Source organism: Caballeronia eucalypticola (genome assembly GCF_047608185.1).
In the GTDB taxonomy this organism is placed as follows: domain Bacteria; phylum Pseudomonadota; class Gammaproteobacteria; order Burkholderiales; family Burkholderiaceae; genus Caballeronia.
Genome location: NZ_JBLKRU010000043.1, coordinates 1 through 13,177, shown reverse-complemented (window position 1 = coordinate 13,177; position 13,177 = coordinate 1). Strand labels below are relative to the sequence as shown.

The following is a 13,177-nucleotide window of genomic DNA, read 5'->3' as shown; positions in this document are numbered from 1 at the left end:
GCTCCCTGCACCTACCCTCAACGCCCCGGCGGAGATCCCTGTGTCATTGCTGAAGATTGAACAACTCAAGGTAGATTTCACTGGACGACACGGGCTTGAAAGCGCCGTGCGCGGTATCGACCTCCACATTGAAGCGGGCGAAATCGTTGCGATGGTCGGCGAATCCGGGTCAGGCAAGAGCGTCACGGCTGCGGCCATTGCCGGCTTGCTGCCGCGCGAGGCAAGCGTGCACGGGAACATATCGTTCGAAGGCAGCGCGCTACTGGGAAAACCTGAGTCCGCACTCGAGCAGATCCGCGGCAGCGGCATTGCGATGGTATTTCAGAACCCGCTCAGCTCACTCGATCCGTCGTTCAGGGTAGGCGCGCAGCTCCAGGAGGTGGCGCGGCATCGACGGGATATCGGCCAGGCTGAAGCGCTCGAACACGCCGCAACGTGGCTTCAGCGCGTGGGTATCGCCGACACAAAACGGGTCTTGCACGCGTGGCCGCATGAACTGAGCGGCGGCATGCGGCAACGCGTGATGATCGCCATGGCGGCGATGGGCCGGCCACGTTTGCTGATCGCCGACGAACCGACTACCGCACTCGACGCCACGCTTCAGAAGGAAATCCTTGCGCTGCTGAAGAGCCTGAACCGTGAGTTCGGGATGGCCGTTCTGATGATCACACACGACTTCGGCGTGGTGTCGTTCCTGAGCGACCGCGTCGCTGTGATGAAGGCCGGGCGAATCGTGGAACATGGGTCAACGGAGCAGGTTCTGACAGTGCCGCGCCATGCCTACACGGCGAAACTGATTGCGGCAGTGCCCGAACTGGGCTTGCGGCGCTTGGACCCATCGCCTGCGCGACGGCTGGGTGAGAGCGCTGGCAGGAAAGCGGTGGTATCGGTTATCTCTAACCAACCTGTGTCTGAACCGTTGCTCAAAGTCCAGGGCTTGACCAAGACATTCGTCATTGAAAAGTCGTGGCTGCGTTCACGCGTGCGCACACTCGATGCCGTCAGCGACGTCCATTTCGAGGTCCGCCGCGGCGAGATCTTCGGCCTTATCGGGACCTCCGGTTCCGGCAAATCAACACTGGCGCGCCTGGTCGCGCAGTTGCTTGCCTCGACCAGCGGCAGCGTTCAATTTGCCGGCGCTGACCTGGCACAGTTCGATGCCGCCGAATTGCAGCGTTTCCGCCAGCGGTTTCAGTTCGTGTTCCAGGACAGCACGTCGTCGCTCAATCCGCGCCGTACAATTGGCGAGCAACTTTGCGATCCAGCGCTGCGGCTCGGCGTGGCGCGCAATCAACCTCACGCTTATCAACTCGCCATTGAGGCCATCGAACGAGTCGGGCTGACAGCCCGGCATCTCGAGCGCTTCCCCCATGCATTTTCCGGTGGCCAGCGGCAGCGGATCGGCATTGCCCGGGCACTGGTCGTGAAGCCCGAGTTCATTGTGCTGGACGAACCAACTTCCGCGCTCGATGTATCGATTCAGGCGGACATTCTCAACCTGTTGCTCGAACTCCGGCAGACACTTGACCTGACCTATCTGTTCATCGCCCACAGCTTGCCAGTGATCGAATTCATGTGCGACCGCGTGGCGGTCATGGAGAGCGGCCGGATCATCGAGACCTTCGATGCCGCCGACCTTCACGCCAACGCACTCCGGCCTTCCACGCGTGCCTTGCTCGATGCCGTGCTGTCCTTACCCTCGCGATCGCGTGAGGCATCGAACACCGGCTCGATCCAGGACGCTTCTACCGCCGAGCTCACGCCATGAAGCGACGCCTGATCTATAACGCGTTCACGCACGTCACGCCCAATCACCACAGTCATGGTTACTGGCGTCACCCCGAGGGCCGTATCCAGCTCGACTACAAGCGGCTTGCGCCCTGGCTCGATCTGGCGCGCACGGTGGAACGCGGCAAGTTCGATACGGTCTTCCTCGCGGACGTAGTGGGTGTCTACGACAAATTCCGCGGCAACGGCGACACATCGATTCGTACAGCGATGCAATTTCCGAGCCTCGACCCCGCCAGTCTTGTGTCGGCGTTGGGCGCGGTGACTGAACACCTGGGCTTTGCGGTCACCAGTTCCGTCATCCAGGATCACCCCTTCGACTTCGCCCGAAAGATGTCCACGCTCGACCACATGACGGACGGGCGGGTGGCCTGGAACATCGTCACCTCATACCTCGATAACGCCGCCCGCAACCACGGGCAAAGTGCGCTGACGGAACACGACGAACGCTACCGGTGGGCGGAGGAATATGCAGAGGTCGCCTACAAGCTTTGGGAGGCAAGCTGGGACGACGATGCGCTTGTGGCCGACCCTGAGCGAGGCGTGTTCGCCGATCCTTCCAAAGTGCACAAGATTCATCATCGGGGGCAGCGGTACTCGGTCGAAGGCCCGCATCTTTCAGAGCCCTCGCCGCAGCGCACGCCGCTGCTCTTCCAGGCAGGAGGATCGGAAGCCGGGCGTTCGTTTGCTGCGCGCCATGCTGAGGCTACGTTCATCGCCTCTCGCACGCCTGAAAGCGCTGCGCTGACAGCAGCCGATCTGCGCGCACGCGCGCGTGCATTCGGTCGCGAAGGCGACGAGCTCAAGATCATTGTTTCGCTCGCACCGGTGATTGGATCAACTGAAGCCGAAGCGCTCGCCCGCCGTCGCGAACTGAAAGAGTGGCTCAGCATGGAAGCATTGCAGTCATTCTGGAGCGGTGGTCTAGGCGTGGACCTTTCGAACATTGATCCGGCCCGGCCCATTTCGGAACTGCTGCTGACGAACCACGTACGCGGCAACGTCAGGGCTTTTATCGAGGCCGCGCCGGACCATGTCGTCACGTTCGGTGATCTGTTGCGACAGACGGTATCCGGCCGTTTTGCAGGCACGCCAGAACAGATTGCCGATGAAGTCCAGCGTTACGCCGACGCCGGTGTGGACGGATTCAACGTGGTGCCGGTGACGACCCTCGGCTGGTGGAGCGAGTTCGTCGATCAAGTGGTGCCCGTGCTGCAAAGGCGCGGCTTGATGCAGACGGATTACGCGCCCGGGACCTTGCGCGAAAAGATTCAGGGACACGGGCCTTACTTGCCCGACCATCATCCGGCGCGGCTAACGCGCGCGGCGGTACGGCCGGTTTCATCGAATCACGCGGCGGCGGTGACCTGAAACTGCCGTCGACCGCTGCAGGGATCAGACAGCACGCGCCGGATCACGCCAGCGTGTCACGAGATCGACTACAAGCGTGCAGCCCACGAATACACTGGCAGCAAAGACCGTTGTGCCGATCACGACGGGAAAATCGCCATCCAGCGCTGCAGTGATCGCGAGCCGCCCTACTCCGTCAAGCCCGAACATTTGCTCGGTGACAATCGCGCCCCCCATGATCACGGCGAGCTCCAGACCGCCTAGTGTGATGACTGGATTGAGCGCCGCCGGCAACGCATGCCGAAGTAATACCCGCCATTCGGGGACGCCTTTAGCGCGAGCGGTACGCACATAATCCGCGCCGAGAACATTCAGCATGCTCGCGCGAACCACGCGCTGAAACATCCCGACCTCTGCCACTGACAACGTCAGCCACGGCAGCAGCAAATGACGCGCCCATTGCAGCGGATCGTCGGTGAGCGCCACGTAGCCGCTGCCCGGAAACACATTGATGCCGTGCATCGAAAGCTGGAAGTAAAGAAAATACGATAGCAGCATGCCGCTCAGGAATGTTGGTACGGACAGCGCACCGTAGGCAAATCCGGACAGCGTGTGATCGATCCATGAATCGGCTCGACGCGCCGCGAGTACACCGAGCAGGATCGAGACTATCGCCGAAATCACTAGCGCTCCGAGCGAGACGGATAAGGTTACCGGCACCTTAGACAAGATCAGATCAGTGACGCCGGCCTGATGGCGGAATGAATAGCCGAGGGCCGGTGGCCAGTGGGCAAGACCCATCGGTGCTCCCTGGATGTCGGGTCCGCGATACGCGTAATACCAAAGCTGCTGATACCAGGGTGTATCGAGCCTGAGAGCGTGGGCGACGGCGTCAATGGTTTGCTGGTCCGCATTGCGCGGCGCCAGCATGACGGCAGGGTTCCGGTAGGCCAGCCGCGTGATAAAAAATGCACTCACCAGCACGATGACAAGCGTGGATAAAGTGCGCGCAAAGAGGCGGGGAAGCGTGCGTATCATGAGCATGGTTCAAAAGTCACAGGTCACGGGTCACAGCCGCTGCGGATCGAGGACGTTTCGCAGACCCGAACTGATCGTATTGAAACCGACTACGGTGATGAACAGCGCAATGCTCGGCCCCAGGAGGAACCACGGCTGGACCTGATACATCGACGAGCGCTGCGCGTCCGCAATCATGTTGCCCCAGCTGGCCGCCGGCGCCTGCACGCCAACGCCGAGAAATGACAAAGTGGCCTCTGCAATGATGTTGTTGGGCAGTTGCACCGCCCAGTACACCAGCACCGAAGGCGCGACATTCGGAAGGATCTCCCTGAAGACGATTCGCCTCCTGCTCGCGCCGGCCACCGCCGCCGCCTCAATGAACGGAAGATGGCGCATGCTCAACACCAGGCCACGCGTCAGCCGTGCGAAATAAGTCCATGAAAAAAACGAAATGACAATGATGACCACGAGCATCGGATTGATGAGGCTCTGACCGTCGGCCCCACGATTGAAAGCAAGCAGACTCAAGGCCGTCACCACAAATGGAAAGGACAGCGCGACATCTATTCCCTGCGAGACCACTCTGTCCGTGATCCCGCCAAAGAAACCCGCAATCAGACCGATCGAGGTGCCTATCACCATGGCCAGCGTAGTCGATGGAATGGCGATGAGCAGGGAAATACGCGCACCATACAACGTTCGCACAAGTACATCCCGGCCATTGTCGTCGGCACCCAGCGGAAAAGCGGCGCTCGGTCCAACAGGCAAACCGGTCTCGGAGAGGGCCACATCGCGGAACTGCTGGGTCGGTCCGTGTCCCAGCCACGCGCTCACCCACGGCGCACCGAGCGCAGCAAGAAGCACCAGAAATACCAGCACCGAACCGATGCGCACGGACGGCTCTCGCCACAAGGTTCGTGCGAGCCCCGTACGAATGACGGGCGCCTGCAGGGGCGACGCTGCAAATAGTGCAGGATCAGACATCGGACTCCTCCGGTGCGAACTCAGTCAGGTTGATCGGGGAGCGCATGCGGCCCGGAATGGATGCAACCAGCTTTTTTGTATAGGAATGCTGTGGATTTTTTAGAACAGCCGCAGCCGGCCCCGCTTCCACCACGCGCCCGCCTTCCAGCACAATTACGCGGTCGCACAGCTCGGCGACCACACCCAGATCATGGGAAATGAATAGAAACGACACTCGCTCGGTCGCGCGAATCGAACGCAGCAATTCAATGATCTTTCGCTGGGTCGAGCTATCGAGTGCGGAGACAGGTTCGTCCGCCACCACCACGCGTGGCTGCAGGGCAATCGCGCGGCCAATGGCAACGCGCTGGCGCTGACCGCCCGAGAGATGGGCAGGAAACCGGTCAAGCAGTTCCACGGGCAGCGCCACTCGCTCCATGATGCGGGTCACGCGCTCTGCAATCTCGCCTGGACCCAGCCGGGTGTTATTAACGAACGGTTCACTCAAGATCGAGCGTACGCGTTGTCGCGGATTGAGCGTGCCATAGGGGTCCTGGAAGATCACCTGGACCGCCGCGCGCAAGCTTCGCGACACCTTCAGCGGCCCGGTTCCCGGGACGGCGTAGCGCAGCGCCTCGAGTGTCACCGAGCCGGAATCCGGCCGGTCGAGCGCCGCCACTATGCGGCCGATCGTGGACTTGCCTGATCCCGACTCACCGACCAGACCGAGTATTTCGCCCTCATGCAGCGCGAAGGAGACATCGTGGAGTACCGGAACCGGCCGCTTCGCAAACCATGCCGGTTGCGGGAACGAACGCGTGATGCCGTCCACGACCAGCAGCGGCGCGACCGCGGGCACCGGTTGCCGCGCGGGCGAAGCCGGCGCCGGTGCATGCCGCGATGCATCCAGTAACTCGCGTGTATAGACGTGCGCGGGAGTGTCCTGCACTTGTGCGGCCGGACCGCTTTCAACCACCACGCCATGCCGCATCACGGCGATGTCATCGGCAATCTCGGATACAACCGCCAGGTCATGACTGACGAACACCAGCGCCGTGCCGTGACGCTGCTGCAAGCGCTTGAGCAAGCGCAGGATGGACGCTTGTACGGTGACGTCGAGCGCAGTGGTGGGTTCGTCGGCAATGATCACCGCCGGGTTCATCGCAATAGCGATGGCGATCATCACGCGCTGGCGCATCCCGCCCGAGAACTGATGCGGATAGTCGTGCAGGCGCCGGGCAGACTCCTTGATACCGACCTCGTCGAGCAGCTCGATCGCGCGTGCCCGCAGCGCAGCGCGGCTCATGCGCCGGTGCACGCTGATGGCTTCGGCAATCTGGCGGCCCACCGTCTTCAACGGATGCAGGTTGCTTGACGGGTCTTGAAACACATAGCCGATCCCCGCCCCACGCAGCGCGCGCAACCGGCTTTCGGACAGACCCAGGATCTCGCGCCGCCGAAACAACACGCTGCCCTGCACCGACGCTCCGGGCGGCAACAGGCCTGTTGCCGCAAGCAGTGCGACGCTCTTGCCCGAGCCGGACTCGCCGACAATCGCCAGTGTCCGGCCCGCGTCCACCGCGAACGAGGCGCCATGCACGACCTCGCTCCGGCGCCCACCGGCGCCAAAGCTGACGACCAAATCCCTGACTTCAAATGCCGCCATGATGATCGCCGGGTTTCACTGACGCACTGCGATATTCGTGATGTCCGCCTGCACGGCAAGCGACGACCACACCCAGTTCGTCAGCCGGTCCGACGTGATCGCGACCCTGCGCTTCTCGAACAACGGAATCCACGGCAAGTCAGCCGATACGAGGCGGTCTGCTTCGGCCCAGATGGGTTCGGGATTGTCCGATGGGAACGCTTTCGCCGCGAGGCCGTTCAGCACCAGGTTGTTGTAGCAGATCGCATAGTTGTTTCCCTTGCCGCAAGGGGACGCGTCAGAGTCGAGCCAGCCGCCCAGCAGCATGCGTGTGCTGGGTCCTTGCCAGTCAGGTGCAAACTGCGCCAGCGCGAGGTCATAGCGGCTCTTGGCGTCCTGCAGGTAAGCGAGGAACTGCGTAGGCGGGACCGGTATCAGGTTCAACTTGATACCTGACGCCGCAAGGTCCTCTTTCAACGTTACCGCGATAGTCGAGAACTGGGCGTTGGACCGGTAAGCCAGGTCGAAAGCGATACCGTCCGGGTAACCCGCCTGGGCAAGAAGCTGTTTCGCCTTCGCTGGATCGCCGCGGCTGCCCGCAGTCGAATAAGGGTCGAGCGGGCGATGACCAAGCGTTGTCGACGTGATGATCTGGCCCAACGGCACCGCCGCAATCGGACCGCCCTGCGCTTGCACGATGTGCGCCTTATTGACCGCATAAGCCAGCGCCTGACGAGTTGCCAGTTTGCGCAATGCGGCGGCCCCGGGACTCACCGCTTCCGGCCGTGCGTTGATCACGATGAAGTTGGCCGCCCCGCTATTCGACGCATGCAGATAAGGGCTTTTCTGCGCCTCGAAGCGGCGGATGGTAGCGAGCGGCGGCACGTCCAGGTAGAGCGAAAGATCCGCATCGCCAGCCTGGATTTTCTGCACGACGGCGTCTTCACTATTGGTCGTGAAGTCGAGCACGATCTGATCGACGTAGGCTTTGCGAGCCGGATCGAGCGCATGGTTGTAGTTCGGGACCTTCTTCAGCACGAGCTTCTGTCCGCTTACGTAGGAATCCACGGCGTAGGGTCCACTCGATGGAAAATTCTTGCGGAACTCCTGCGAGTCGGGGAAATAGCGCGACGCCACCTCTTCCGGCAGCGGGGTCACGAAGTTCATCGACAGGATGTTGAGAAAATCGTAGTTGCGCGTGTCCGAGCGCAGGACAAGCGTGTGGTCATCGGGCGCGGAAACGCCCGCAATCTCATGCGTGTCGATGAATTTTTTGCTTGCCGCAAGATCGCCCGAAGGCACTTTTGCAAAATCCTTGCAGTAGCCTGCGAACCCGGCGAATGCGAGGTTGAAGTAGTTGACCGCCGCAACCTCCTTGTTCGGATCGCAGAAGCGCTTGATTGCGTAGACGAAGTCGCCGGCGACGATCGGGCGGTTCGTCGGACCCGAATACGTCACGCCCTGGCGCAGGTGAAACGTATAGGTCTTGCCGTCCGGGCTGACATCCCATGATTGCGCGAGGTCCGGGACTAGCTTGGTGTCGTCCTTCAGGTTAGTCGCCGAACCCGGGTAAGTGACGAGTTGCCGTGTTACCGCACGCAGGACTTCCCACGAATCGGTGCTGTAACCGGTCAGCGGATCGAACGCGTCAATGTCCGGTTGCAGCGATGCGAGGCGTAAAGTCCCGCCCGGCTTCGGCGTGTTGGTATTGGTATTGTTAGCGTCAGTGGCAAGGGCGACGGCCGGGCTTGTCAGCGCAGCAATGAGCAACGGCAGAAGAACCTGGCTCGCACCGGGGAGAGATAACGTCATAAACATGCCCTGTCAGGAAGTGTGTGGTTTTATAGGGTTGCGCTCGCCGTGGAGCACGAGAGTCTGTCTGAATAGGGTCAAAAGTGCGTGCCGCAAAACGGCGCGGCATCGGTGGCAAAGAGCTGATCCAGTGCAGCCACTGCGCTGATTGATCGCGCTTGCGCACGACCTGACTGCACCAGTTGCCACCAGCGAGCCCCGCCCAGATAAACTGCTGCCAGTGCGGCGACATCGGCTGTCACATCCGGTTTCCGATCGCTCGGCGCTACACCGTTCGCGGTGATCTGAAAGCGCCCGGTGTTCTCTGGCAGCAGAGCGTCGATCACTTCGATGACCAAGCTTTCGTCACCTGAATAGCGCCGCGCATCCAGGGCGATGCGGGTATCGACAATACGAAGCCAGGTTTCATCGCGCAGATCCGTTGCCTTCGCATGCCGGTAGTCTTCGAGCAGCCATGGCAGCAGATCGTCCGTTGGACGAGCCGTCAGTACCACCTTATGCACCAGGTCGAGCGACAGCACATGTCCGATCAAATCGGCATACGTTTCGGATGACGAAGCAATGAGATCGTCAACCACGATTGTTCGTTGCCGTTCGGAAAACCAGTTGGCGCTCGGGACCGCGTGATAACGCACGTATCCTTCTTCCCCGCGAACGGCAACGTGCGAAAGCGTAGGTGCGCCCTGCTGCCGCATTTCCTGTAGACGCCACCAATAAGCGCCACGGTCGATCGCCCCTGCGCGTTCCGGCAAAAGCGAGCGGTACAGCACGGCCATGCGATGCCACGCGTTATCCGGGTCGATGAGTTGCACCGAACCGCGCTCCACGCCGACGTGCAAACGCGCATTGACCGCGTCCACTTCGATGGCCGCCGCCGAGCTCGCGACCGCGTAGCCAAACCTTCCATAGATACTCGCCGATGCCGCGCGCAGCGAGACGAGCGCCTCGCCACGCTGGCGGGCATCTTCGAGTTGCCGGACCAGCAGCGCCTTGGCCACGCCCTGGCGTGTGTGCCCAGGCAACACGCCGACATGCGTGACTGCCGCGTGCGGCACGCGATTCCCTCCGGGCACGGTAATCGTCCCGGCATACGAATCCGTGGTCCCGATCAGGCGATCGGCTTCGAATGCGCCGTACGTGCGCCCCGCGTCGTTCAACCGGTTCAGTTCCACTGCTCGATCGCGTGGCAGCACCGGCAATCCGATCATCGCCGTGCGGAATACCTTCGTTGCCGCGAGCAGCTCCTCATCTCCGTTCAGGGCGCGCACGTGCGGCCCGTTTATCAGGCCATTCATGAGCGCACGCCGTCGATGCGCTGACGGCTTGCGGGATGATCGGCCGGCACACGCGCGGAGCCGCTCGCGAACAATCTTTCGCGCAAGGTCCCGCTGCGGCGTTCACGCAGCCGCCCGCGCCTGTCCAGCTCCGGCACTGCGTACCGTACGAAATCAGCAAAACTGCCCGGGCTGAGGATATGGATCAGGTTGATACCATCGGTATCGGTTGCTTCGAGCCAGCGCTCGATCCCGTCCGCGACCGTCACGGGTCCACCGACGATTGTCTTGCTGCGCCCGAACCCGTTGGCTGGCGCAAGCGCTTCGCGCAACGTCCATTCGCGGCCACCCTCCGGATCGTCGAACATGCGCAGCAACGACCGGTTCGAATCCGTGTCCTGATACTTCAGCGGGGAATCGAGTGGCTGGCTCGAAAAGTCGATGCCGGTACTTGCCGAATAATGCGCAATGGCGCCTTCGACATTGAAAAACGACCGGTATTCGTGCAGCTTGTTCTGCGCGGCACGATCGCTCTCGTCAACAACCACGGCAACACCGCTGATGAACTTGATGGCGTCGTGACTACGACCATGGCTGAGTGCCGCTGCCTTGATCTGGGCGACGTTGCGACGGATGCCCGCCGCATCCGCGCCGGCGACGAATACCACTTCCGCATGTTTGCCGGCGAAGTCCTGACCGCGCGGCGAACCGCCGGCCTGAAACAGGACTGGCACACGCTGCGGGCTGGGCGCCGACAAATGCGCGCCCGGTACGTCGAAGTATTTGCCGTGGTGACGAATGGCGCGGACCTTGGCCGGGTCGGTGTAAAGCCCCTCGGGAAACGCTGCATGGCTGCTGTCCCGGACCACCGCACCGTCCTGCCACGAGTGTTCCCAGAGCTTATAGACGACATCGAGAAACTCGTCGGCAATTTCATAGCGCTCATCGTGCGGAACCTGGCGTTCGAGGCCAAGATTACGCGCTGCGCTGTCCAGTTGCGAGGTCACGACGTTCCAGGCATCCGGCCCTTCGTGAGATGGTCGAGCGTGGTGAATTTGCGCGCCAGAAGATACGGTTGTTCATAGGTTGTCGATACGGTAACGCCAAAGCCAAGATGCCGGGTAGCGGCGGCCATTGCGGAAACCAGGAGCAAGGGGTCATTGACGGGCGACTGGGTGCCCGTGCGCAGCGATGCATCCGCACTGCCGGCGTAGACGTCGAGGAGGCCTAACGCATCGGCAATGAACAGGTTGTCGAAGCGCCCCTCCTCCAGCAGCTTTGCCAGCTCGATCCAGTAGTCAATATCGGTGTAGCGATACGCTTGATCGTCGGGATGGCGCCAAAGTCCGTAGTTGAGATGCGAGACGGTGTTCATGGTGAACCCGCTCAATATGATTGGTTTGCTGGACACGTTCGCGATGAGGAATAAGACCGGTAAGGCTGAACCACTCGATATCGTTCAGCGAGCCGTTCAGTGAGTGAAACGTTTTTTATCCTAGCATCGGGATCGTCTGAATATTCATGCGTGGGTATAGCGATTTGTGCAATTCAATCCCTCATGCAAGGTCTATCCAAATCGCAGCCTTGGAACTATTTTTATAACGAATTTCGCTAGCGCAATAACAACCTGTCGCGCTTTATGCAGCTGACATCCTGATTTGCAAATCATCAATCGATGGTGGCGCACTCAAGCGGCGCGTCGCCATAATCGCTGAACGCAATGTTTCATCAAAGGAGCCGATGGATGTCAAATTTTCCAAGCGAAGTCGACATTTTGCCCGTGTCACAGCCTGTGCAAGTGAAGGCGCCGGCAACATCGCGTGCCCCCTTGTTAAGCGACGCATTACTCTCGCGCATCGGCGAACGCGCCGTCGCTTATGACCTCGAGAATCGCTTCTTCACGGAAGACCTGGACGACCTGCAACGCGCCGGTTTTCTCCACGCTGCCGTCCCCGTTGCACTGGGCGGACTCGGCCTCACGCTGCCGGAGTTGCTGCACGAGCAAGTCCGGCTTGCGTATCGCGCGCCGGCGACTGCGCTGGCGTTGAACATGCATCAATACTGGATCGGGGCGGCGCTTCATCTGTTGAGGAAGGGCGATACTTCCACGCAATGGATTCTCGAAGAAGCCGGCGCCGGCAAAGTGTTCGCCGCCGGACACGGTGAACCCGGCAACGACCTGGGTCTGGCGCATTCATTCGTTACGGCGACGCCACTACCCGACGGCAGTTATCGTTTCGATGGCCGCAAGGTCCTGACCTCGCTTGCACCTGCATGGGACTGGCTCGGCGTGCATGGGTTGGATAACTCCGATCCGCCGCATCCGAAGATCGTGCACGCGTTTATCCGGCGCGAGTCGCCTGGGCATCGGACGGTCCAAACCTGGGACGCGCTTGGGTTGCGCGCCACACGCAGCGACGATACCTATCTTGAAGGCGCTATCGCGGCGCGGGAACACGTGACGCGCGTGCTACCCGCCGGGATCCCCAACGACCCGTTCGTGGACGGCATCCTGGGCGCCGTGCTGCCAGGGCTTGGCGCGGTGTACTTCGGCATCGCAAAACGTGCGTTCGACCTGGCGGTCAGCGCAGCACGCAGCCGCACGTCGGCGGCGCCGCAGGGACAGACCTACGCGCATAAGCCATTCACGCAAGCTGCAGTGGCGGAAGCCGCGATCGAACTCGACAGTATTGAAGCATTGATCGAGCGCGTAGCCGCGCAGTGGTGGGAAGGTTATGCAGACGATGAACCGTGGATCGCGAAATTGCTGGCCGCAAAACAGCATGCCGTGGACGGTGCGCTGCGCGTGGTGAACTTGTCGCTGAAAATAGCCGGCGCAGCGTCGTTGTCGCGCCGGAATGAACTCGAACGCTTGTATCGCGATGTACGGGCCGGCGCGTTCCATCCGCCAAATGCCGACGCCTCACATGAGCTCATCGGTCAAGCGTATCTTGGCGTGCTCGGCGAGGTGTGACTGAGTAAATAAATGCGGCGCTACGCATGCCGGGAGTCTTCTGTACAGCCTGGGGGACCAATAACAGGAGTGTCGCGGGTGAGACGATTTAATCGTGGAACGCATGCCGCGGCTCCCCAACTGACAACAGCAGCTTGGCTTATGGCTGCACCGCGATTGATTGCCACCCGATGGCTAGTCCGCTTGGTCGCCACTCAAGACCGAAAACGCACCCGATTCTTAGCCCGAGCTTTGAGCGCCGACGCGCGTAATTCTTTGATTTATCGCGGTTATGTGCGCGCGAGCGAAGCGATTACTGGGTACAGGCGACAGGGCTGACGTTGAGCAGGCGGAAGGCCTTTTCCTGAACGG

The 13,177-nt window shown here is 61.3% G+C and carries 8 protein-coding genes and 1 pseudogene; 3 read left to right on the top strand and 6 right to left on the bottom strand.

Going from position 1 to position 13,177, the window contains the following annotated elements:
• Positions 1-40: 40 nt before the first annotated feature.
• Positions 41-1,768: a dipeptide ABC transporter ATP-binding protein gene (locus tag ACMX25_RS32340; RefSeq protein ID WP_414953980.1), complete on the top strand. Its 1,728-nt coding sequence runs from the start codon at positions 41-43 to the stop codon at positions 1,766-1,768.
• The gene (locus ACMX25_RS32335) at positions 1,765-3,159 is read left to right on the top strand and encodes an LLM class flavin-dependent oxidoreductase (RefSeq protein ID WP_414953979.1); all 1,395 of its coding nucleotides are present in this window, start codon (positions 1,765-1,767) and stop codon (positions 3,157-3,159) included. The genes ACMX25_RS32340 and ACMX25_RS32335 overlap by 4 nt, the downstream gene beginning before the upstream one ends.
• Positions 3,160-3,183: 24 nt before the next feature.
• On the opposite strand, the gene ACMX25_RS32330 is transcribed toward ACMX25_RS32335, so the two are convergent.
• From ACMX25_RS32330 to ACMX25_RS32305, 6 genes and pseudogenes are all read right to left on the bottom strand, one after another.
• Positions 3,184-4,176 (bottom strand): ABC transporter permease, encoded by a 993-nt coding sequence (locus ACMX25_RS32330; protein WP_414953978.1) that lies wholly within the window; start codon positions 4,174-4,176, stop codon positions 3,184-3,186.
• A gap of 30 nt (positions 4,177-4,206) precedes the next feature.
• Positions 4,207-5,142 (bottom strand): ABC transporter permease, encoded by a 936-nt coding sequence (locus ACMX25_RS32325; RefSeq protein ID WP_414953977.1) that lies wholly within the window; start codon positions 5,140-5,142, stop codon positions 4,207-4,209.
• Positions 5,135-6,787, bottom strand: coding sequence for a dipeptide ABC transporter ATP-binding protein (locus ACMX25_RS32320; RefSeq protein ID WP_414953976.1), 1,653 nt, complete (start codon positions 6,785-6,787; stop codon positions 5,135-5,137). Before ACMX25_RS32320 ends, ACMX25_RS32325 begins: the two co-directional genes overlap by 8 nt.
• 15 nt (positions 6,788-6,802) lie before the next feature.
• Positions 6,803-8,578, bottom strand: a complete 1,776-nt coding sequence (locus tag ACMX25_RS32315; protein WP_414953975.1) for an ABC transporter substrate-binding protein — start codon at positions 8,576-8,578, stop codon at positions 6,803-6,805.
• A 77-nt stretch (positions 8,579-8,655) separates the two neighbouring features.
• Entirely contained in the window at positions 8,656-9,873 is a 1,218-nt protein-coding gene (locus ACMX25_RS32310; RefSeq protein WP_414953974.1) for a GNAT family N-acetyltransferase, read from the bottom strand.
• Positions 9,870-11,263: pseudogene (locus ACMX25_RS32305) on the bottom strand (LLM class flavin-dependent oxidoreductase). Before ACMX25_RS32305 ends, ACMX25_RS32310 begins: the two are co-directional and overlap by 4 nt.
• Positions 11,264-11,596: 333 nt before the next feature.
• Here ACMX25_RS32305 and ACMX25_RS32300 point away from each other — a divergent pair.
• Positions 11,597-12,826 (top strand): acyl-CoA dehydrogenase family protein, encoded by a 1,230-nt coding sequence (locus ACMX25_RS32300; RefSeq protein ID WP_414953973.1) that lies wholly within the window; start codon positions 11,597-11,599, stop codon positions 12,824-12,826.
• Positions 12,827-13,177: the final 351 nt, after the last annotated feature.